Origin of the sequence: Pseudoxanthomonas sp. SL93 (assembly GCF_026625825.1) — a bacterium.
Classification (GTDB): domain Bacteria; phylum Pseudomonadota; class Gammaproteobacteria; order Xanthomonadales; family Xanthomonadaceae; genus Pseudoxanthomonas_A.
In genome coordinates this window covers 3,779,088-3,798,329 of sequence record NZ_CP113065.1, presented here as the reverse complement: position 1 = coordinate 3,798,329, position 19,242 = coordinate 3,779,088, and the positions used below count along the sequence as shown (strand labels likewise).

Genomic DNA, 19,242 nt, shown 5'->3' with positions numbered 1-19,242 from the left:
CGGCCGCCCTCGACGGGGTATGCTGCACGTATCCCCTCCCATCGCGACTGCCATGCGCTTCCTTGCCACTGCCTGCCTGGGCATGCTGCTGATCCTGATGACTGCCTGCACCACCACGCCTCCCCTGAATCCGACCGGCGAATTCGTTTCGCGAGAGCTCACGCTGGACGGCCAGACCCACCGCTACCAGGTGTTCGTGCCCGCCGCGCGCTTCCGCCACGACACGCTGCCGGTGGTGCTGTTCCTCAACGGCTCGGGTGAGCGTGGCAGCGACGGAGCCAGGCAGACGATGGCCGGACTGGGCCCGTACGTGCGGCAGCATGCGGCGGACTTCCCCGCCCTCGTCGTGTTCCCGCAGGCGCCGGACGACACCGAGTGGACGCAGACGGCCGGCCCCATCGCCTTCGCGGCGCTGGAGGCGGCGACGCGCGAGTTCAACGGCGACCCCGACCGCGCCTATCTCACCGGCATCTCGATGGGCGGTTACGGTACGTGGGAACTCGCCCTGCAGCAGCCGACGCGCTTCGCCGCGCTGGTGCCGGTCTGCGGCGGCATCACCGTGGACTGGACCGACCAGCGCCCCGGCATGAACGCGCACAGCGTGGCCGGTGCCGCCGATCCTTTCGCAGCCGCCGCGCAACGGCTGAAGGACGTCCCCGTGTGGATCTTCCACGGCGGCAAGGACGAAGCCGTGCCGCCGGCACAGTCGCGCCGCATGGCGGCCGCGCTGGAAGCCGCAGGCGCGCGCGATGCACGCTACACGGAATTCCCCGACGCGAACCACAACAGCTGGGATGCCACCTACGCGCATGCGCCGATGTGGGACTGGCTGTTCTCGCAACGCCGCTGACGCGGACGCATCGCATGTCCGAACTCATCCCCAGCTATTTCACCGCCGATTGGCGCACCCGCCGCCTGGCCTGCCCCTGCGGGTGGGAAGGCGACAGCCGCGCCATGGCGATGGAGCTGCACGACCAGGTGACCGACTACGCCTGCCCGCAGTGCGGCAACCTGCTGATGATCGTGCCGCACCCCAGCCTGGACGACGTGCGCCAGGCCGCCGCCGAGGGCCACCCGGAGGCGATCGAACAGCTCGCCATCATCCAGGACGCGCTGCAGCGGTTCCCCGCCGGCCACGATCCGGCCCCCTGACGCCGTTTCGACCGCACCGCGATCACGAATTCGTCACGGCCGCGCTTCCCGGTCGCGCCGGGCCTCAACTGACCGCGTTCGCGGCCGATAAACCGGCATCCCCTTTCCGGCGGCCGACGTGGCCGTGTGCCCGTGGCCAAGCCCCCCCGCGCCCTGCCCGACTCCGCTGATGCCTCCCCCGGCCTGACCAGCGGCCTGCGCCGCCTGTGGCCGCGCCGCCAGGAGAAGCCGGCCAGTACCTCCACCGACCTGGCGACGGTCCCGTCCCCCGTCGGCATGTCCTTGCCCAGCATCAGCCCGGCCCAGCTGCACGCCCTGTTTGCCCACGCGCTGGAGCCCGCCAGCCTGCTGTCGGCCTTCGCCGACGGCGTGGCCGGCCTGCCGGGCGAACTGCGCGGCATGGGCCAGCGCCTGCAGTCGGCGCATGCCGACGGCGACTGGGCCCGCTATGGCCGCGCCCTCCGGCAGCTGGTGGACAAGTACATCCGCACCATCCAGGACGAGCCGGTCGCCGGCGAAGCCGAACAGCTGCGCGACCTGCTGCACCACACGCTGGCGGTGGCGATGGAATCGCTGCTGCGCGACGACGCCGCGCTGCTGCCGCAAACGCATGCGATGGTCGGCCGCGTGAAGCAGTGGCAGCCCACGCAGTCCCTTGAAACGCTGTCCACCGACCTGCGCGACCTGTGCCACCAGGTGGGCCTGCGCACGCACGAGGTCACCGATGCGCAGGATCTGATGCGCAGCCTGTTCGACCTGCTGCTGGAAAACGTCGGCGAGCTGCTGGAGGACGGCAGCTGGCTGCAGGACCAGATCGCCGCCGTGCGCGAACTGCTGTCCGGCCCGCTGGACCGCACCGCGCTGGAGCAGACGCGCGCCGGCCTGCGCGAGGTGATCTACAAGCAGGGCCTGCTGAAGCAGGGCATCGCCGATTCGAAGACGGCGATGAAGGACATGATGGTGACCTTCGTCGAACGGCTGGATGGCATGGCCAGCAGCACCGGCGAATTCCACGACCGCATCACCTTCCACGTGCAGGCCATCCGCGACAGCCGCAGCATCGCCGAGCTGGGCAAGCGCATGGAGGACATCCTGCACGACACCGAGCAGCTGCAGGCGCAGGCGCTGAAGACGCGCGACAACCTGCTGGCCGCGCGCCGCGAGGCCGAGGAAGCCGAACAGCGCGTCGCCGACCTGGAAGAAGAACTGCAGTCGGTATCCACCCTGGTCCGCGTGGACCAGCTGACCGAAGCGCTGAACCGGCGCGGCTTCGACGAACTGTTCAAGCGCGAATCGGTGCGTGCGCTGCGCAGCGGCCAGACCATGTGCCTGGCCATGCTGGACCTGGACGACTTCCGCCAGATCAACGCCACCCATGGCCACCAGGGCGGCGACGCAGCGCTGTGCCACGTGGTCGCCGTCGCCCGCGCCACCCTGCGCGGCAGCGATGCGGTGGCGCGTTTCGGGGGCGAGGAGTTCGTGCTGCTGCTGCCCGACACGCCGTTCCTGGAAGCGATGGGCACGCTGGAACGCCTGCGCACGCGGCTGGTGCAGCGGCCGCTGCAGCACCAGGGGCAGACCTTGGCGGTGAGCTTCAGCGCCGGCGTCGCGCGCTGGCGGCCCGGCGAATCCCAGGAAGACCTGCTCGCGCGCGCCGACCGCACCATGTACCGCGCCAAGCAGGACGGCAAGAACCGCGTGGTGGCGGCGGAAGACTGAGCGCCCGCCGCAAGCTGGCCTCAGGTCAGCAGCGTTTCCAGCACCGCCATGCGGATGGCCACGCCGTTGCTGACCTGGCGCAGCACCAGCGACTGCGGGCCGTCGGCGACGTCGTCGGTGATCTCCACGCCGCGGTTGATCGGGCCGGGATGCAGCACCACCGCATCCTTCGCCGCACGCGCCAGCCGCGTCGCGGTCAGGCCGTAGTCGCGGTGGTAATCCTCCAGCGACGCCACCAGCCCTTCTTCCATGCGCTCGCGCTGCAGCCGCAGCATCATCACCGCATCCACGCCTTCCAGCATGGCGTCGACGTCCTGGCCGACCTGGCAGCCCGCCAGCGTGCCGTCGTCGGGCAGCAGCGATCGCGGCCCGCAGACGCGGATCTCGCCCGCGCCCAGCGTGTGCAGCGCGTGCAGGTCCGAGCGCGCCACGCGTGAATGCTTCACGTCGCCGACGATCAGGATCTTCAGTCGCGAGAAGTCCGCGCCCTTGGCCTGGCGGATGGTCAGCACGTCCAGCAATCCCTGGGTGGGATGCGCGCTGCGGCCATCGCCGGCATTGATCAGCGTGGTGCCCTCGCCCGCTTCCCGCGCCAGCGCGGCGACCGCGCCGTCCTCGGCATGGCGCACGATGAAGCCGCGCACGCCCATCGCTTCCAGGTTGCGCAGCGTGTCGCGCGCGGTTTCGCCCTTGCGCGTGGACGAGGTGGAGGCATCCACGTTCAGCACGTCCGCACCCAGCCGGTGGGCCGCGATATGGAACGAACTGCGCGTGCGGGTGGAAGGCTCGAAGAACAGCGTGCACACGGTGGTGCCGTCCAGCACCTGCCGGCGTGGCGTGCGGCCCAGCGCCGCGTCGCGGATCTGCCCGGCCCGGTCCAGCAGGCGGCAGAGGGTTTCGCGGGGCAGGCCTTCCAAGGTCAGCAGGTGCTGCAGGCGTCCATCCGAATCAAGTTGTTGGGTCATGTGCTATCACAGGGAGAAGAATCAGGTGACCTGGGTCGCGTCGTGCGGCGCGGCCAGCCAGCGTTCGATGATGACGGCCGCGGCCACCGCGTCCAGTGCCGCGGCGTCGCGACGGCGCTTGCGGCCTTCGGCGCGGTCCAGGGCGAAGCGCTGCGAGGCCTCGACGGAACTGGTGCGCTCGTCCACCAGCACCACCGGCAGGCCGTAGCGGGTGCGAAGTTCGCGGGCGAAGGCATGCGCGCGCTTGCGGATGGGCTGGTCGCCGCCTTCCAGCGTCATCGGGTCGCCGACCACCAGGCCGTCGGGCTTCCATTCGGCGTGCAGCCGGTCGATGGCCAGCCAGTCCGGCCCGTTGGCGTGCACGTCGATGACCGCCAGCGCCCGCGCGCCGGTACCGAAGGCACTGCCCACCGCCACGCCGATGCGGCGCGCGCCCACGTCGAACCCCAGCACGGTGCCATCCAGCTTCATGCGCAGCGCCTCCCGCGGCGAACACCGCGATCCTGCACCGGTCGGCGTGCAGGGCGCGTATCCAGGCCGGGCGGGGTTGGCGTCATGCGTGGCCGCTGTAATCGGTCAACAGGGTCATGTCCACGCCGATGCGGTGGCCGGCCGCCTGCCAGCGCTGCTCCAGCGGCAGCGCGAACAGCAGCTCGGCGTCGGCCGGTGCGGTCAGCCAGCTGTTCTCGCCCAGTTCGTATTCCAGCTGCCCGGCACCCCAGCCGGCGCAGCCCAGCGCGACCACCGCGTTGGTGGGGCCATCGCCCACGGCCATGGCTTCCAGGATGTCGCGCGAGGTGGTCAGGTAGAGGCCGTCGGCCACTTCCAGCGTCGATTCCCAGGCGCGGCCGCCGTCATGCAGCACGAAGCCGCGCTCCGGGTGCACCGGGCCGCCACTGAGCACCCGCTGGGAACCCAGTCCGGGATCGTGGCTTTCCAGGTTCATCTGCCGCAGCACCTCGCCCAGCGTGTACTCGGAGGCGCGGTTCACCACCACGCCCATCGCCCCCTCGTCGTCGTGCTGGCAGATCAGGGTGACGCTGCGCGCGAAATTGGGGTCCGACAGCGCCGGGGACGCGATCAACAGCTGGTTGGCAAGGGGTGTGGGGGCGTCTTGCATGCGGCCATTCTAGCCCGCCGACGTCCGTCGCGGACCGGGCCTCGCGGACAGCACCTGCCCGCGTTCACGGCCTACACTGGGCGTTCGATGCGACGCCCGGCGTCGCCGCCGCCTTCCCGGAGCACCGCCGCCGCATGCCGACCTACTGCGATATCGCCCCCGGGCATCCCCTGCACGGCCCCTACCACGACCACGAGTACGGCTTCCCGCAGCGCGAGGAGTCGGTGCTGTTCGAACGCCTGCTGCTGGAAATCAACCAGGCCGGCCTCAGCTGGGAAACCATGCTGAGGAAGCGCGATGGCTTCCGTGCGGCCTACAGCGGATTCGACGTGGACAAGGTGGCCCGCTACGGCGACAAGGACCGCGCCCGCCTGATGGCCGACGCCGGCATCATCCGCAACCGCTTGAAGGTGGACGCCGCCATCCACAACGCACAGGTCATCAGGGAGTTGCGGAAGAGCCACGGCGGCTTCGCGGAATGGCTCGACGCGCACCACCCGCTGGACAAGGCGGCGTGGGTCAAGCTGTTCAAGAAGACCTTCCGCTTCACCGGCGGCGAGATCACCAACGAGTTCCTGATGAGCCTGGGCTACCTGCCCGGCGCACACCACGAAGGCTGCCCCGCGTTCAAGCGCGCCGCCCGGCACAAGCCGGCGTGGATGCGCAGGCAGGCGTAGTCCGCGGTCGTAGCGCCCGGGCCCAGAGCCACAGTCGGGATCCGGGGTGATGACAGGCACGGCCCTCCGGCGCATTGCGCCCACCCGGCCCGCGTGGCTCCCCCGTGTGACAGCGAGGAACATGACCCAGGCAACACACCTTCCAGGGGCGGCGGCAGGGCGTCGAGGTGAGATGACGAAGCCATTTTCCTCGATGCCGAGGCGTTGATGTGCCATGACGAGGAAATTTTCCTCGGCGCCAAGGCTTTCATGTGCCATGACGAAGAAAACTACGCCGACGCCGAGGCTCCAAGGTGAGACGACGAGGAAAATTTCTTCGACGTCGAGGCTTGAAGGTGAGATGACGAGGAAAATTTCTCCGACGCCCAGGCTTGAAGGTGAGATGACGAGGAAAATTTCTCCGACGACGGACCTTTCTGGTGCGACGGCGAGGAAAGTTTCCCGGCCGACGGAGAAAATTTCTCCGGCAGCACCGCCTTCCGGCACTTCACGGCGACAAGGCGGACAGCCGCCCACGAAAAAGGGGTGGTCGCCCGCCCCTTTCCGGAGGATGCCTGGCGCGGGACGTCAGCGGACTTCCGCGATCTCCACGCCGTCCAGGCCCTGCGCCAGCGTGCGGGCGTCGCCGCCCTGGGCCAGCTTGATGCGCAGGCGCACTTCGTTCTGCGAGTCGGCGAAGCGCAGCGCGTCCTCGTAGCTGATCTCGCCGGCCTGGTACAGCTCGAACAGCGCCTGGTCGAAAGTCTTCATGCCCAGGTTGGTGGACTCCTTCATCACTTCCTTCAGCTTGTGCACTTCGCCGTCGCGGATGTAGTCCTGCACCAGCGGCGTGCCCAGCAGGATTTCCATCGCCACGCGGCGCGCCTTGCCGTCCGGCGTGGGGATCAGCTGCTGCGCCACCACGCCCTTCAGGTTCAGCGACAGGTCCATCAGCAGCTGGGTGCGGCGGTCTTCCGGGAAGAAGTTGATGATGCGGTCCATCGCCTGGTTGGCGTTGTTGGCGTGCAGCGTGCACAGCACCAGGTGGCCGGTTTCGGCGAAGGCGATGGCGTGGTCCATGCCTTCGCGCGTGCGCACTTCGCCGATCATGATGACGTCGGGCGCCTGGCGCAGGGTGTTCTTCAGCGCCGCGTCCCAGCTGTCGGTGTCGATGCCCACTTCGCGCTGCGTGATGATGCAGCCCTCGTGCTTGTGCACGAACTCGATGGGGTCTTCGATGGTGATGATGTGGCCGGTGGAATTCTGGTTGCGGTAGCCGATCATCGCCGCCAGCGAGGTGGACTTACCCGTACCCGTGGCACCGACGAAGATGATGATGCCGCGCTTGGTCATGGCCAGCGTCTTGATGACCGGCGGCAGGTTCAGCTCTTCGATGGTGGGGATGCGCGTCTCGATGCGACGCAGCACCATGCCCACCTGGTTGCGCTGGTAGAAGCAGCTCACGCGGAAGCGGCCCACGCCGGCCACGCCGATGGCGAAGTTGCACTCGTGGGTCTTTTCGAACTCCTCGCGCTGCGACGGCGTCATCACGTTCAGCACCAGGTCGCGCGACTGCTGGCTGGTCAACGGCGTCTGCGTGATCGGCGAGATCTTGCCGTGCACCTTGATGGACGGCGGCATGCCGGAGGTGATGAACAGGTCCGACGCCTTCTGGTGCGCCATCAGCTTGAGGAAGGAGGTGAAGTCGATGGTGCTCATGGGTGGCTCCTGGAGGAGCCGTGATTCGTGATTCGTGAGCAGTGATTCGCAGGAACGGCATGTCCCGACCGCGCATTCACTCCATCACTTCATCAGAATCCCGGCGTTTGAAAAATCACGAATCACTAATCACGAATCACCACGCACACGCTTATTCGAACAACCGCTTGTCCTTCGCGTATTCCTTGGCCTGCTGGCGGGTGATCAGGGCACGCTTCACCAGGTCCTGCAGGTGCTGGTCCAGGGTCATCATGCCGTTCTGCTGGCCGGTCTGGATGGCGGAATACATCTGCGCCACCTTGTCCTCGCGGATCAGGTTGCGGATGGCGGGCGTGCCCACCATGATTTCCCACGCGGCCGTGCGGCCACCGCCGATCTTCTTCAGCAGCGCCTGCGAGATCACCGCGCGCAGCGATTCGGACAGCATCGAGCGCACCATCGGCTTTTCGCCGGCGGGGAACACGTCGATCACGCGGTCGATGGTCTTGGCCGCCGAGCTGGTGTGCAGGGTGGCGAACACCAGGTGGCCGGTTTCCGCGGCGGTCAGCGCCAGGCGGATGGTTTCCAGGTCGCGCAACTCGCCGACCAGGATGTAGTCGGGATCCTCACGCAGCGCCGAACGCAGCGCTTCGTTGAAGCCGTGCGTGTCGCGGTGCACTTCGCGCTGGTTGATCAGGCACTTCTGCGAGGTGTGGACGAATTCGATCGGGTCCTCGACGCTGAGGATGTGGCCGTATTCGTTCTTGTTGATGTGGTCGATCATCGCCGCCAGCGTGGTCGACTTGCCCGAGCCGGTCGGGCCGGTGACCAGGATCAGGCCCTGCGGCTGGTTGATCAGCTCGCGGAACAGCGGCGGGCAGCCCAGGTCTTCCAGCGTCAGCACTTCCGACGGAATGGTACGGAACACCGCACCCGCGCCGCGGTTCTGGTTGAACGCGTTGACGCGGAAGCGCGCCAGCGACGGGATCTCGAACGAGAAGTCGACTTCGAGGAATTCTTCGAAGTCGCGGCGCTGCTTGTCCGACATGATGTCGTACACCAGCGCATGCACCTGCTTGTGGTCCAGCGCCGGGATGTTGATGCGGCGTACATCGCCATCCACGCGGATCATCGGCGGCAGGCCTGCCGACAGGTGCAGGTCCGATGCCTTGTTCTTTACCGAGAACGCCAAGAGTTCGGCGATATCCATGACGCGGCTTCCCCAAAGTGGCTGCAAAACTGGAACGTTGATTCCCCGGAGGGCAGTATAGCGATCTTGCCGCTTTCGCCAATGGTGGGACCCACATGCTCGCCGACGCCCTCAGCGAGACCCTGCAACGTCTTGAAAACGCAGCGGATGCGGCGCATCGGCCAGCGCCCGCCCTGCTGGCCGTGTCCAAGCTGCAGCCGGTCGCGGCCATCGCCGAACTGGCCGCGGCCGGACAGCGCGCCTTCGGCGAGAACTACGTGCAGGAAGCGCAGGCCAAGATCGCCGAACTGGGCGCGTTGTCGCTGGAATGGCACCTGATCGGCCATCTTCAATCCAACAAGGCGGACGTGGCGGCACGCGTGTTCGACTGGGTGCAAACGGTAGACCGTCACAAATTAGTGGGCGCGCTGTCACGGTATCGGGCCGCGACGCAGCCGCCGCTCAACGTGCTGATTCAGGTGAACATCGACGACGAAGCCAGCAAGCATGGCTGTGCACCCGATGACGTGCCGGCGCTGGCCGACGCCATCGCCGCCGAACCGCGCCTGTGCCTGCGCGGGCTGATGGCCATTCCCGCGCCCCACCCGGACATCGCGTTGCGCGCCGCCGCATTCAGCCGCATGAAGGCGCTGTACGATGCGCTGGCCGCGAGATACCCGCAGGTCGACACGCTGTCGATGGGCATGAGCGACGACTACGCGCAGGCCATCGCGCACGGCGCCACCCTGGTGCGCATCGGCACGGCGCTGTTCGGTGCGCGCCCGGCACCACCGGCCGCCGGCTGAGGCGCAACCCACCCACGAACCAGGCTTTCCACCATGACGTCCACGCGCAGCACGCTCGCCCATCCGATCGCCTTCATCGGCGGCGGCAACATGGCCCGCAGCCTCATCGGCGGCCTGATCAAGCGCGGCGCCGAGCCGTCGCGCATCCGCGTGGCCGAGCCGGTGGAAGCCGTGCGCGCCGCGCTGGCGGCGGAGTTCGGCGTACAGGTCTTCGCCGAACCGCGTGAGGCCACCCATGGCGCGGAGACCTGGCTGTTCGCGGTCAAGCCGCAGGTGATGCGCCAGGTATGCGAATCCCTGTCCGCGATGGCGCAGGCACAGCGTCCGCTGGTGATCTCGATCGCCGCGGGCATCACCCAGGCGCAGATGCAGCGCTGGCTGGGCGGTGGCCTGGCGGTGGTGCGCAGCATGCCCAACACCCCGGCCCTGCTGGGCGCCGGCGTCACCGGCCTGTGCGCCAGCCGCGAAGTGGATGCCGACGGGCGCACGCGCGCCGACAGCGTGCTGGCCAGTGCCGGCCCCACCGTGTGGATCGAGGACGAAGCGCGGATGGACGCGGTGACCGGCGTGTCGGGCAGTGGCCCGGCCTACGTCTTCCTGCTGGCCGAAGCGATGGAACGCGCCGCGCGCGAGGAGGGCCTGTCCGCCGACGCCGCCGCCACGCTGGTACGCCAGACGCTGCTGGGTGCGGCCCGCATGCTGACCGAGGCCGGCGAAGCGCCGGACGAACTGCGTCGCCGCGTCACCTCGCCCAACGGCACCACGCAGGCGGCGATCGAGACGTTCCAGGCCGGTGGCTTAGAAGCCCTGGTTGCCCGCGCGATCCATGCCGCCACGGTGCGTGGCGGCGAACTGTCGGCCGCCAACGATTGAACGCGCATCCATGCCGGTTGCTTCCGCGTATCGTGATGCAGTCGCCCTTGCCGCTGGTGCTGCCGTGAAGAACCGCCTGCTTCGTCCCTTCCTGCCCCTGCTGTTGCCGTTGCTGCTGGCCGCGTGCTCCGGCAACGAAGCGCCACGGGCGGCGGAGTTCGTGCCGCCCACGCCGGCGGAAAGCGACTTCGGCACGCTGCGCGTGCGCTACAACGCGATCCCCACGCTGTCGCTGAGCGCCGAGGTCGCCCGGCAGTACGGGGTGGAACGCGATGCCGGCACCGCGCTGGTGCTGGTGGCGCTGCGCCAGGTGGAGAACGGGGAAGAACGCGATGCCGACGGCACGCTGAAAGCCAGCGCGCTGGACCTGTCCGGCACGCGGCAGGCCATCGGCCTGCGCAGCGTCGATACCGGCGACTACACCGACCATATCGGCACCGCGCGCATCTCGCCGCGCAACACCTATCGCTTCGAGGTGGTCGTGACCTCCGGCGGGCGCACCGAGACGGTGAAGTTCCAGCGGAACTTCTGAGGCGTCCGGGAACCGGTGTAGGAGCGACGTAAGTCGCGACCGCATGCGTCCCGATCAAGCTGACCGGTGGCGAATCCGGTGATGGTGCCGAGCCGCGCCCTTCGAGCGATGACGTGGAGCCCGTTTCACGGTCGCGACTTACGTCGCTCCTACAGCGTATCCAGCGCTCAGCCGCGCCTCACCGCCCACGCCTGCACGATGGCCGCGATCGCGCGCAAGCCCTCCGTCAGCGCGGCCGGCCCCGGCTGCAGGATCAGCGGCGACTTGATCTCGTGCAGTTCGCCGTCGCGCACGGCGGGGATCGCATCCCAGCCCGGACGCGCCGCGACCTTGTCGGGGCGGAATTTCTTGCCGCACCACGAGCCCAGGATGATGTCCGGCGCACGCCGCACCACGTCGCCGCCATCGGCCAGGATGCGGTGCTTCGCCAGCGATTCCTGCGCCAGTTCGGGGAACACATCGTCGCCGCCGGCGATGCCGACCAGCTCCGACACCCAGCGGATGCCGGTGATCTGCGGCTCGTCCCATTCCTCGAAGTAGACCGTCGGCCGGCGCGGCAGCCGCGCCGCCTGCGCACGGACCTCGTCCAGTCCGCGCTGCAGTGCGTCGGCGTAGTCGTTGGCGCGCGATGCGGCGCCGACCAGCGCGCCCAGCCGGCGCACGTAGTCGACGATGCCGTCCACGCTGCGGTGGTTGCTGATCCAGACCTCGATGCCCTGACGCACCAGTTCGGCCGCGATGTCGGCCTGGATGTCGGAAAAGCCGATGGCCAGGTCCGGCTTGAGCTTCAGGATCTCGTCGATCTTCGCGCTGGTGAACGCGCTGACCTTCGGCTTTTCCTTGCGCGCCTGCGGCGGGCGCACGGTGAAACCGCTGATGCCGACGATGCGGTGCTGTTCGCCCAGCGCGTACAGCGTCTCGGTGGGTTCCTCGGTGAGGCAGACGATGCGTTGCGGCCCCATGGTTCAGTCATCCAGCCGCTTGCGGAAGTAGACCACGCGCTCGGTCTCCTCGAAGCCGCAGGCCGCATGCGCGGCATGGCTTCCGGTGTTGTCGAGCAAGGCATCGGATGCCAGTTCGGTGCAGCCCTGCGCCCGCGTCCAGGCTTCGACCGCGGCGACCAGCGCGCGCCCGATGCCACGGCCACGCCACGCTGGATCGACATACCAGCCTTCCAGGAAGCCTACCGGCGAGCTGTCGGTGCCGTTGACGTAATCATGGCGCAGGCTGGCCTCGGCAAGGCCGATCGCGCCGCCGTTGGCATCGAACGCCAGCAGCGCGACGGCCGAGGCGCGATTCCACGCGCGCGCTTCCTCGCGCAACCCGGCGAGGTCGGCATCCGGCCACAGCGCCTGGCGCAGGTCGGCCCAGGCCATCACGTCGTGCGACGTGGCGCTGGCGATACGGATATCGCTCAAGGGAACAGCATCCGCTTGCTCCACGTGCCGGCGGCATCGCCTTCGTAGCGCCAGCGCTCGTGCAGGCGGAACTGCGCGCCGTACCAGAACTCGATCGCCTCCGGCCGCACCCGGTAACCGCTCCAGCCGGCCGGGCGTGGCACGTCCCTTCCGGCGAACTCGGCTTCGACCTCGGCCATGCGCGTCTCGAAGGCCTCGCGGGAAGCGAGTGTCTCGGACTGGATGGACGCCCAGGCACCCAGCTGGCTCTGGCGCGGACGCGAGGCGAAGTAGGCGTCGGCCTCGGCCCCGCTGACGGGCTGCACCGCGCCTTCCACCCGCACCTGGATGCCGGCATCGCGCAGGGTGCGCCACAGGAACAGCAGCGCGGCACGCGGATTCTCCTCGAGTTCCCGGCCCTTCTGGCTGTGCGTGTGGGTGTAGAACACGAAGCCTTCGGCATCGAACGCCTTCAGCAGCACCGTGCGCGCGGAGGGGCGTCCATCCGCGGTGGCCGTGGCCAGCGTCATCGCATTGGGTTCTGCTTCGGTGCCGGCCGCCTTTGCTTCTTCGAACAGCGTGGCGAAGGTGGACAGGGCTTCAGCGTACAGGTCGGTCATGGGGCACTCGGCAGGGGCCGCCGTCCGGCGGGCATGCGCTATTGTCGCGCGATGAGGCAGGCAACGCACCCCGACGGCTTTCCCGACGTTCTCGTCAGCGAAGCGCTGGCGGCGGCGCGCGCACTGCCGGTGCGCACGCCCGTGTTCGCCATCGCCGGCCTGCAGGGCAGTGGCAAATCGACGCTGGCGGCGCAGGTGGCGGCGCGCGCCGAAACAGAAGGCCTGCGCGTCGCGGTACTGTCGCTGGATGACCTGTACCTGACCCGCGCGCAACGGCACCACCTGGCCGGGACGGTCCACCCCCTGCTGGCCACGCGCGGGCCGCCGGGCACGCATGACGTGGCGCTCGGCTGCCGCGTGCTGGATGCGCTGCGTGCCGGGGAAGACGTTGCATTGCCCCGGTTCGACAAGCTGGCCGACGACCGCCTGCCGGAGACCGGATGGCTCAACCCCGGGCCTCGCGTGGACCTGGTGCTGTTCGAAGGCTGGTGCCTGAAAGCCGCGCCGGAAGACGACAGCGCGCTGTCGGCACCGCTCAATGCGCTGGAGCGCGACGAGGACCCCGACAGCACCTGGCGCCGGCATTGCAACGAGGCGCTGCGCCGCGACTATCCGGCCTTGTGGTCACGCATCGATGCGTTGTGGTTCCTGCAGCCACCGGGCTTCGACATCGTGCGGACCTGGCGCTGGCAACAGGAGCAGGCGCTGGTTGCGCGCGATCCGTCGCGCACCGGCATGGATCGCGCGCAGCTGGACCGCTTCATCCAGCATTACGAGCGCACCAGCCGGCACCTGCTGGCGACGCTGCCGGCCGTTGCCGAGCGGACCATTGTGCTGGACGAGGCCCGCACCCCCCTTCTGTAGGAGCGACGTCAGTCGCGACCGCGGAACGGACACACCTAAGTGTGTCGTATAGCAGTACCAATCCGGGTTTCGAAAGCCTGGTGACCCGGCGGCGTGCGGTCGCGACCCACCTCGCTCCTACAAGGAGCTGCGCTCGGGAAGCGTCACTCCACCACGAAGCTGATCCGCAGGTTGACCCGCCATTCGGTGACGTTGCCGCCATCGTCGGTGACCACCTTGATCTCGTTGACCCAGGCGCCCTTGATGTTCTTGACGGTCTCGGAGGTCTTCTTCAGGCCCACTTTCACGGCGTCTTCCATGCTGGTCTTGGATGACGCGTTGACCTCGATGATCTTGGCGACGGACATGGTGCCTTCCTCTTCGGTTGTCCCGGCAGGGCGCCGGACGACCACCGTAGTCCCGCCAGCGTTAAGGCCACGCCACGCGGGCGCAGTGCTAGCATCCTTTCCCATGAATCCGGCCCCCAACCTGATCCTCGTCGGCCCGATGGGCGCCGGCAAGACCTCCATCGGCAAGCGCGTGGCCGAGCGTTTCGGCCTGGTGTTCGTCGATGTGGACCAGGTGATCGTGGACCGCGCGGGCGCAAGCATCCCGGCCCTGTTCGAGCACGTGGGCGAAGCCGGTTTCCGCGAACGCGAGAAATCCGTGCTGGGCGACCTGTTGTCCGGCGCCGGCCAACTGCTGTCGACCGGCGGCGGGTCCGTGCTGGATGCGGACAACCGCGACCGCATGCGCCAGCGCGGTTACGTGGTGTACCTGCGCGTCGGCGTGGAGGCGCAACTGCGCCGCCTGGGCCGTTGCACCAATCGCCCGCTGCTGCAGCGGCCGGATCGCGAACAGGTGCTGCACGAAATGGCCGTGCTGCGCGAACCGCTCTACCGCGACGTGGCCGACCTGACCCTGGACACCGACGGCCTGACGCCGCCGGAAGCCACCGCCCGCCTGATCCAGTCGCTGGCCCATCGCTGGCGCCCCATCGAAGAAGACGCATGACCCAGCCACGCACCGTCGAAGTCGGCGGCGGACACCCCTACACCATCACCATCGGCCCGGCCCTGATCGCGGACGGCGATGCGCTGGCGCGGCACGTGCGCGGCCGCCACGTGCTGCTCGTCAGCGATTCGCAGGTGGCGCCGCTGTACGCCGCCGCCGTGCGCGAAGCCCTGCATGCGGCGCGCCCGGAGCTGGCCATCGGCACGTTCGTGCTGCCGGCGGGCGAGGAATCCAAGACGCTGGCGCACTTCGGCAGCGCGATCGATGCGCTGGCGACGCTGGGCGCGACCCGCGATGCCTGCGTGTTCGCGCTGGGCGGCGGCGTGGTCGGCGACCTGGCCGGCTTTGCCGCTGCGTGCTGGATGCGCGGCGTGGATTGCGTGCAGCTGCCGACCACCTTGTTGTCGATGGTGGATTCGTCGGTGGGCGGCAAGACGGCGGTGGACATCCCGCAGGGCAAGAACCTGGTGGGTGCGTTCCACCCGCCGCGCGCGGTGTTCGCCGACACCACGACGCTGGCGACGCTGCCGGCGCGGGAGCTGCGCGCGGGGCTGGCGGAAGTGATCAAGTACGGTGCCATCCGCGACGCGCGCTTCTTCCAGTGGCTGGAACAGGAGCGCGGCGCCCTGCTTGCCGGTGATGCGGACACGCTGGCGCTGGCCATCGCCGCCAGCTGCGAGCACAAGGCCGAGATCGTCGAGCGCGACCCGCTGGAAAAAGGCGAGCGTGCCCTGCTCAACCTGGGCCATACCTTCGGCCACGCCATCGAGACCGAGCAGGGCTACGGCGGCCTGGGCAACGACAACCTCAACCACGGCGAAGCGGTGGCGGTGGGCATGGTGCTGGCCGCACGGCTGTCGGCGGACCTGGGCATGGCGCCCGCCGCCGACACGGCGCGACTGGAAACCCTGCTGCAGGCGTACGGCCTGCCCACGCGCATCCCCGCCGGGCTGGCCCCGGAGGCGCTGCTGGGCCGCATGCGCCTGGACAAGAAGAACCTGGCCGGCCGCCTGCGGCTGGTGCTGTGGCGGGGGATCGGCCTGGCCGAGGTGGTGCCGGACGTGGACGAGGGGCGCGTACTGGCCGTGCTGTCCGCCTAACAGCCCATCCGGCTAAAATGCCGCCATGCGCGTCCTCCTCCAGCAACGCCCCACCGCGGGCGAAGCGCCCCGCTACGTCCAGCTGACCCTGCAGCCCGACCTGTTCGGTGGCTGGGAGCTGCTGCGCGAAACCGGCCAGATCGGCGGGCGCGCGCAGCTGAAGCGCGAGCAGTACCTGCTGCAGGACGAAGCCACCGCCGCTTTCGAAAAGGCCCGCGACAGCCACGTGAAGCGCGGCTTCCAGGTGACGTTCGTGCGTGGCGCCGAAGCCCCCAAGTAACCCTTCACCCGGATTGCCATGACTGCCCTGAAGAACGACCGCCTCCTGCGCGCGCTGCGCCGCCAACCCGTCGACTGCACGCCCGTGTGGCTGATGCGCCAGGCCGGCCGCTACCTGCCCGAGTACCGCGCCACCCGCAAGGAAGCCGGCAGCTTCCTGGGCATGGCGAAGAATCCCGAGGTGGCCTGCGAAGTCACCCTGCAGCCGTTGCGCCGCTTCGACCTGGACGCGGCCATCCTGTTCTCCGACATCCTGACCATCCCGGATGCGATGGGGCTGGGCCTGTACTTCGTGGAAGGCGAAGGCCCCAAGTTCGAACGCACCGTGCGCACCGCCGCCGACGCCGACAAGCTGGGCGTGCCGGACATGGAAACCGAACTGCGCTACGTGATGGACGCGGTGCGCGTGATCCGTCGCGAGCTGGACGGCAAGGTGCCGCTGATCGGCTTTTCCGGCAGTCCGTGGACGCTGGCCTGCTACATGGTGGAGGGCGGCGGCAGCAAGGACTTCGCGCGCATCAAGGCGATGGCGCTGAACGACCCCGCCACGCTGCACCGCCTGCTGTCGCTGAACACCGATGCCGTGATCGCCTACCTGTCCGCGCAGCGCGCGGCCGGCGCGCAGGCGCTGCAGGTGTTCGACACCTGGGGCGGCGTGCTGAGCCCGGCGATGTACCGCGAGTTCTCCCTGCCCTACCTGCAGCGCATCGCGCGCGAGCTGGAGCGCGGCGAGGGTGACGAACGCACGCCGCTGATCCTGTTCGGCAAGGGCAACGCCGCCTACCTGGAAGACCTGGCGGGCAGCGGCGCCGAAGGCGTCGGCGTGGACTGGCTGGTGGAACTGTCCGAAGCGCGCCGCCGCACGGGCGGCAAGGTCGCGCTGCAGGGCAACCTGGACCCGGCTGTCCTCTACGGTTCTCCCGAGGCGATACGCACCCAGGTCAAGCACACGCTGGACAGTTACGCCGCCGGCGCGGACGGCAATCGCGATGGCCATGTCTTCAACCTGGGCCATGGCATGTCGCCCGACATGAATCCCGATCATGTCGGCGTGCTGGTCGATGCGGTGCACGAATTCAGCGCAAGATGAGGCCTGTCGCCGACTGAGCGCGGCAGATCCGTTTTTCCACCTTGGAGTGATGCAATGGATTGCCGCTGCCTGCTTGCCCCTGCCGCCGCCGGCCTGCTGATGGCAGCCGCGGCGCGCGCCCGGGCCGAAGACCTGACGCCGCCCCCTGCGCTGCATGTCCGGGGCGGCGATTTTCCCGCGCTGGTGCTGACGCTGGCCCCCGATGTGGCGTATGCCGAGGATGGCCGTCCGCCCGCACCGGATTGCAGCCGGGTGCGTGCGCGCCGACTGGATGAGCTGCCGCTGCCCTGGCGCCAGCATGTCACCAGCGTGCAGCTGGATTGCGATGCGGCCACGGTGGACGATGCGGGCGAGGAGACCCTGGCCATCACGTCGCGCGCCCTGCTGAAGCCCGAACGCGTCCGCCTGGCCGGTCTGCCGGTGGCGGAAGTGCGGCTGATGGATTCCGAGCGCTGGGGCGACCACCAGTACGTGATCGAGGCCCCCTACGACGCGGCCGCGACGGCACTGCAGGCGCACGTGGAAGGTGCCTGCCGCGAACGCCGGCTGCGCGAAGAAACGGCTTCTACGCCGTCCGCCTGCAAGATGAGCGTGACCGGCACCGGACTTTTCCTTCCCACCGATGACATCAGCGGCATCTGGATCCATCCCGATCCCGACGACGCACAGCGCACGCTCTATGCCGAAGCGTGGGCGGATTGAGCCGATGCAGTGCATGACACGCCGCGCGGCCCGCGGCACGCTCGCCACTCTCCTGCTGCTTGCATTGCCTTGTGTGGCGGCGCAGGACGCGGACCGGTTCGCCGGTCGCTACGGACATGGCGCCACGGCGTTGGAGGATGACACGGTGTGGATCGTCGAGCGCCGGCAGGAGGCATGGCAGGTGCGCCTGGCGGCCAACGGCGAGGTGGCGGACGCGCATCGACTGAACGCGAAAGGACGCGCGGGCTTCTGGGACAGGATGACGTGGCCCGCCGCCACGGCATCAGAGGCCGACTGCCTGACCTGGGGCGAGAAGCCGGCATCGCTCGCGGACTTCCTCGATGATTCGCCGCCCTCCCCGGCCCCGGCCGGCGACGACTACGGCAATGCCGTGCTGTGCCACGTGCCTGCGGCGCACCGCGCGCAGATCGACTGGCTTTCCACCAACGGCAGCGACTGGTTCTACTACGACCCGATGTTCGGCGTGATGGAAGTACACCCGCTGCCGTGATCGGTCAGCCCACGCCCAGGCGCCTGCCCCGCAGGCGGGGCGTGCGGCCGTCGCTGCGCCCGTCGGGCGCGCGGTATTCGAAGCGTATTTCCCGGTGCGTGGGCGGCACGTCGGGTGTCATGTCCTCGGGCGGATTGCAGCCCTGTATCCAGCGGCCGCTGGCCGTCATCGACATGAACTGCATCACCCTGGCCTCGGGTGAGTCGGGCTCCAGCGCATCGATGCGATCCGCATGCGCCACCACGCGCAACTCGCCATCGCGCCGCGTGCTCATGAGCGCCCCGACTGCCTTGTCATCCAGCGATGCGACCTGCACGATCGGCGGCGGCATCCAGCAGGCGCCGGTGCTGAGCACGGTGGTCTCGCGCACCAGCTGTTCCATCAGCGCCTGCAGCTGCGACTGGACCCGCGCCGGCTTCATGACATCGGCCTCGGCACTGAAGCGGCCCTTGATGAAATAAAGGTCCTTGGCCAGCAGCACCATGGCCGAACTGTAGTCCTTGCCCTCGCGCCGCAGCGACATCGCCACGGCATAGGCGGGAAGCTGCCGGCGTTGCTTGCCGTTGCCGATGCCGAGGCGGTAGTCGTGTGGAGGCGTGACCTCGACGCCGGTGTAACCGCCATGCGCCCGGATGCTTTCCAGCGTGCCCTGCGTTTCGCGCAGCAACCGCCCGTCCTCGAGGACACCGCCGGGATAGAAGTACACGTCCACCCAGCGATCAGGGTGGCGGCGGTGCTGGTAGCGCACCGACACTCCCAGTTCGGCCTGCTCGTAACGGTGCTCACCGCGCGCCTGCCAATCACCCAGGCGCAGCGGATACAGGATGCGTGTCTCGGTCAGGAAGCCGCCGAGAAACGGCACCCCTCCGTCGTCGGTGCTCGTCGATGCCGATTCCGACTCCGGCTTGCGGTTGCGATCGGTATCCGCCGGCTGTGCCGCTGCCGCGGTGGCGAACCCGCCCAATAGCATCAATGC

At 68.9% G+C, this 19,242-nt stretch carries 24 protein-coding genes; 14 read left to right on the top strand and 10 right to left on the bottom strand.

The features are described from left to right. The first annotated feature begins 52 nt into the window (after positions 1-52). The 3 genes from OVA13_RS17740 to OVA13_RS17730 all read left to right on the top strand — a co-directional run bounded on the left by OVA13_RS17740 (position 53) and on the right by OVA13_RS17730 (position 2,871). Complete coding sequence (locus OVA13_RS17740) at positions 53-850, top strand: carboxylesterase family protein (RefSeq protein ID WP_267791765.1); 798 nt, start codon at positions 53-55, stop codon at positions 848-850. 14 nt (positions 851-864) lie between these two features. Continuing rightward, on the top strand, positions 865-1,152 hold the full coding sequence (locus tag OVA13_RS17735; protein ID WP_267791764.1) for a cytochrome c oxidase subunit Vb family protein: 288 nt from the start codon (positions 865-867) through the stop codon (positions 1,150-1,152). A gap of 132 nt (positions 1,153-1,284) precedes the next feature. Continuing rightward, the gene (locus OVA13_RS17730) at positions 1,285-2,871 is read left to right on the top strand and encodes a GGDEF domain-containing protein (protein ID WP_267791763.1); all 1,587 of its coding nucleotides are present in this window, start codon (positions 1,285-1,287) and stop codon (positions 2,869-2,871) included. Positions 2,872-2,891: 20 nt separating this feature from the next. On the opposite strand, the gene OVA13_RS17725 is transcribed toward OVA13_RS17730, so the two are convergent. From OVA13_RS17725 to OVA13_RS17715, 3 genes are all read right to left on the bottom strand, one after another. Continuing rightward, on the bottom strand, positions 2,892-3,836 hold the full coding sequence (locus OVA13_RS17725; RefSeq protein WP_267791762.1) for an aspartate carbamoyltransferase catalytic subunit: 945 nt from the start codon (positions 3,834-3,836) through the stop codon (positions 2,892-2,894). A gap of 21 nt (positions 3,837-3,857) precedes the next feature. After that, positions 3,858-4,307, bottom strand: a complete 450-nt coding sequence (ruvX, locus tag OVA13_RS17720) for a Holliday junction resolvase RuvX (RefSeq protein WP_267791761.1) — start codon at positions 4,305-4,307, stop codon at positions 3,858-3,860. Positions 4,308-4,389: 82 nt separating this feature from the next. Continuing rightward, positions 4,390-4,956, bottom strand: coding sequence for a YqgE/AlgH family protein (locus OVA13_RS17715; protein WP_267791760.1), 567 nt, complete (start codon positions 4,954-4,956; stop codon positions 4,390-4,392). A gap of 134 nt (positions 4,957-5,090) precedes the next feature. On the opposite strand from OVA13_RS17715, the gene OVA13_RS17710 reads away from it, so the two are divergent. After that, complete coding sequence (locus OVA13_RS17710; protein ID WP_267791759.1) at positions 5,091-5,633, top strand: DNA-3-methyladenine glycosylase I; 543 nt, start codon at positions 5,091-5,093, stop codon at positions 5,631-5,633. A 567-nt stretch (positions 5,634-6,200) separates the two neighbouring features. Here the strand turns inward: OVA13_RS17710 and OVA13_RS17705 are convergent. Together OVA13_RS17705 and OVA13_RS17700 are read right to left on the bottom strand one after the other, a co-directional pair. Continuing rightward, on the bottom strand, positions 6,201-7,331 hold the full coding sequence (locus OVA13_RS17705; RefSeq protein WP_267791758.1) for a PilT/PilU family type 4a pilus ATPase: 1,131 nt from the start codon (positions 7,329-7,331) through the stop codon (positions 6,201-6,203). A 151-nt stretch (positions 7,332-7,482) separates the two neighbouring features. After that, entirely contained in the window at positions 7,483-8,520 is a 1,038-nt protein-coding gene (locus tag OVA13_RS17700) for a type IV pilus twitching motility protein PilT (RefSeq protein ID WP_267791757.1), read from the bottom strand. 95 nt (positions 8,521-8,615) lie between these two features. On the opposite strand from OVA13_RS17700, the gene OVA13_RS17695 reads away from it, so the two are divergent. The 3 genes from OVA13_RS17695 to OVA13_RS17685 all read left to right on the top strand — a co-directional run bounded on the left by OVA13_RS17695 (position 8,616) and on the right by OVA13_RS17685 (position 10,710). Next, a complete protein-coding gene (locus OVA13_RS17695) occupies positions 8,616-9,305 on the top strand; it encodes a YggS family pyridoxal phosphate-dependent enzyme (protein WP_267791756.1) in 690 nt (229 codons plus the stop codon). A gap of 33 nt (positions 9,306-9,338) precedes the next feature. Further along, the gene (proC, locus tag OVA13_RS17690; RefSeq protein WP_267791755.1) at positions 9,339-10,178 is read left to right on the top strand and encodes a pyrroline-5-carboxylate reductase; all 840 of its coding nucleotides are present in this window, start codon (positions 9,339-9,341) and stop codon (positions 10,176-10,178) included. Positions 10,179-10,242: 64 nt separating this feature from the next. After that, positions 10,243-10,710 carry a DUF4426 domain-containing protein gene (locus OVA13_RS17685; RefSeq protein ID WP_267791754.1) on the top strand — a complete coding sequence of 156 codons (468 nt, stop codon included), beginning with the start codon at positions 10,243-10,245 and terminating at the stop codon, positions 10,708-10,710. 167 nt (positions 10,711-10,877) lie between these two features. On the opposite strand, the gene OVA13_RS17680 is transcribed toward OVA13_RS17685, so the two are convergent. The 3 genes from OVA13_RS17680 to pdxH are packed head-to-tail and all read right to left on the bottom strand — an operon-like array spanning position 10,878 to position 12,727. Next, positions 10,878-11,672 (bottom strand): cobalamin-binding protein, encoded by a 795-nt coding sequence (locus OVA13_RS17680; protein WP_267791753.1) that lies wholly within the window; start codon positions 11,670-11,672, stop codon positions 10,878-10,880. 3 nt (positions 11,673-11,675) lie between these two features. Further along, positions 11,676-12,128: an aminoglycoside 6'-N-acetyltransferase gene (gene aac(6') / locus OVA13_RS17675; protein WP_267791752.1), complete on the bottom strand. Its 453-nt coding sequence runs from the start codon at positions 12,126-12,128 to the stop codon at positions 11,676-11,678. Then, positions 12,125-12,727 (bottom strand): pyridoxamine 5'-phosphate oxidase, encoded by a 603-nt coding sequence (pdxH, locus tag OVA13_RS17670; RefSeq protein WP_267791751.1) that lies wholly within the window; start codon positions 12,725-12,727, stop codon positions 12,125-12,127. Before pdxH ends, aac(6') begins: the two co-directional genes overlap by 4 nt. A gap of 33 nt (positions 12,728-12,760) precedes the next feature. On the opposite strand from pdxH, the gene OVA13_RS17665 reads away from it, so the two are divergent. Next, complete coding sequence (locus OVA13_RS17665) at positions 12,761-13,591, top strand: kinase (RefSeq protein WP_267791750.1); 831 nt, start codon at positions 12,761-12,763, stop codon at positions 13,589-13,591. A 143-nt stretch (positions 13,592-13,734) separates the two neighbouring features. Here OVA13_RS17665 and OVA13_RS17660 read toward each other — a convergent pair whose 3' ends face one another. Next, a complete protein-coding gene (locus tag OVA13_RS17660; RefSeq protein ID WP_267791749.1) occupies positions 13,735-13,938 on the bottom strand; it encodes a dodecin family protein in 204 nt (67 codons plus the stop codon). Positions 13,939-14,041: 103 nt separating this feature from the next. Between OVA13_RS17660 and OVA13_RS17655 the strand changes: the two genes are divergently transcribed. Genes OVA13_RS17655 through OVA13_RS17630 form a run of 6 tightly spaced genes read left to right on the top strand, consistent with a single transcriptional unit; the run spans position 14,042 to position 18,266 of the window. After that, a complete protein-coding gene (locus tag OVA13_RS17655; protein ID WP_267791748.1) occupies positions 14,042-14,584 on the top strand; it encodes a shikimate kinase in 543 nt (180 codons plus the stop codon). Continuing rightward, positions 14,581-15,684, top strand: a complete 1,104-nt coding sequence (aroB, locus tag OVA13_RS17650; RefSeq protein WP_267791747.1) for a 3-dehydroquinate synthase — start codon at positions 14,581-14,583, stop codon at positions 15,682-15,684. Before OVA13_RS17655 ends, aroB begins: the two co-directional genes overlap by 4 nt. Before the next feature lie 25 nt (positions 15,685-15,709). Next, complete coding sequence (locus tag OVA13_RS17645) at positions 15,710-15,964, top strand: WGR domain-containing protein (protein WP_267791746.1); 255 nt, start codon at positions 15,710-15,712, stop codon at positions 15,962-15,964. A gap of 18 nt (positions 15,965-15,982) precedes the next feature. Beyond that, positions 15,983-17,053, top strand: a complete 1,071-nt coding sequence (gene hemE / locus OVA13_RS17640) for a uroporphyrinogen decarboxylase (RefSeq protein ID WP_267791745.1) — start codon at positions 15,983-15,985, stop codon at positions 17,051-17,053. Between the two features lie 54 nt (positions 17,054-17,107). Then, the gene (locus tag OVA13_RS17635; RefSeq protein ID WP_267791744.1) at positions 17,108-17,755 is read left to right on the top strand and encodes a hypothetical protein; all 648 of its coding nucleotides are present in this window, start codon (positions 17,108-17,110) and stop codon (positions 17,753-17,755) included. Between the two features lie 13 nt (positions 17,756-17,768). Then, positions 17,769-18,266 (top strand): hypothetical protein, encoded by a 498-nt coding sequence (locus OVA13_RS17630; RefSeq protein WP_267791743.1) that lies wholly within the window; start codon positions 17,769-17,771, stop codon positions 18,264-18,266. 4 nt (positions 18,267-18,270) lie between these two features. On the opposite strand, the gene OVA13_RS17625 is transcribed toward OVA13_RS17630, so the two are convergent. Then, positions 18,271-19,236, bottom strand: a complete 966-nt coding sequence (locus OVA13_RS17625; RefSeq protein ID WP_267791742.1) for a hypothetical protein — start codon at positions 19,234-19,236, stop codon at positions 18,271-18,273. Positions 19,237-19,242: the final 6 nt, after the last annotated feature.

Bases quoted from the DNA above. Each gene is read 5' to 3' on its own strand.
- OVA13_RS17705 (WP_267791758.1), bottom strand. From the start codon at position 7,331: ATGAGCACCATCGACTTCACCTCCTTCCTCAAGCTGATGGCGCACCAG.
- OVA13_RS17710 (WP_267791759.1), top strand. From the start codon at position 5,091: ATGCCGACCTACTGCGATATCGCCCCCGGGCATCCCCTGCACGGCCCC.
- hemE (WP_267791745.1), top strand. From the start codon at position 15,983: ATGACTGCCCTGAAGAACGACCGCCTCCTGCGCGCGCTGCGCCGCCAA.
- proC (WP_267791755.1), top strand. From the start codon at position 9,339: ATGACGTCCACGCGCAGCACGCTCGCCCATCCGATCGCCTTCATCGGC.
- OVA13_RS17700 (WP_267791757.1), bottom strand. From the start codon at position 8,520: ATGGATATCGCCGAACTCTTGGCGTTCTCGGTAAAGAACAAGGCATCG.
- OVA13_RS17695 (WP_267791756.1), top strand. From the start codon at position 8,616: ATGCTCGCCGACGCCCTCAGCGAGACCCTGCAACGTCTTGAAAACGCA.
- OVA13_RS17740 (WP_267791765.1), top strand. From the start codon at position 53: ATGCGCTTCCTTGCCACTGCCTGCCTGGGCATGCTGCTGATCCTGATG.
- OVA13_RS17680 (WP_267791753.1), bottom strand. From the start codon at position 11,672: ATGGGGCCGCAACGCATCGTCTGCCTCACCGAGGAACCCACCGAGACG.
- OVA13_RS17655 (WP_267791748.1), top strand. From the start codon at position 14,042: ATGAATCCGGCCCCCAACCTGATCCTCGTCGGCCCGATGGGCGCCGGC.
- OVA13_RS17630 (WP_267791743.1), top strand. From the start codon at position 17,769: ATGACACGCCGCGCGGCCCGCGGCACGCTCGCCACTCTCCTGCTGCTT.
- OVA13_RS17645 (WP_267791746.1), top strand. From the start codon at position 15,710: ATGCGCGTCCTCCTCCAGCAACGCCCCACCGCGGGCGAAGCGCCCCGC.
- OVA13_RS17625 (WP_267791742.1), bottom strand. From the start codon at position 19,236: ATGCTATTGGGCGGGTTCGCCACCGCGGCAGCGGCACAGCCGGCGGAT.
- OVA13_RS17635 (WP_267791744.1), top strand. From the start codon at position 17,108: ATGGATTGCCGCTGCCTGCTTGCCCCTGCCGCCGCCGGCCTGCTGATG.
- OVA13_RS17715 (WP_267791760.1), bottom strand. From the start codon at position 4,956: ATGCAAGACGCCCCCACACCCCTTGCCAACCAGCTGTTGATCGCGTCC.
- OVA13_RS17735 (WP_267791764.1), top strand. From the start codon at position 865: ATGTCCGAACTCATCCCCAGCTATTTCACCGCCGATTGGCGCACCCGC.
- ruvX (WP_267791761.1), bottom strand. From the start codon at position 4,307: ATGAAGCTGGATGGCACCGTGCTGGGGTTCGACGTGGGCGCGCGCCGC.
- pdxH (WP_267791751.1), bottom strand. From the start codon at position 12,727: ATGACCGACCTGTACGCTGAAGCCCTGTCCACCTTCGCCACGCTGTTC.
- OVA13_RS17660 (WP_267791749.1), bottom strand. From the start codon at position 13,938: ATGTCCGTCGCCAAGATCATCGAGGTCAACGCGTCATCCAAGACCAGC.
- aroB (WP_267791747.1), top strand. From the start codon at position 14,581: ATGACCCAGCCACGCACCGTCGAAGTCGGCGGCGGACACCCCTACACC.
- OVA13_RS17725 (WP_267791762.1), bottom strand. From the start codon at position 3,836: ATGACCCAACAACTTGATTCGGATGGACGCCTGCAGCACCTGCTGACC.
- OVA13_RS17665 (WP_267791750.1), top strand. From the start codon at position 12,761: ATGCGCTATTGTCGCGCGATGAGGCAGGCAACGCACCCCGACGGCTTT.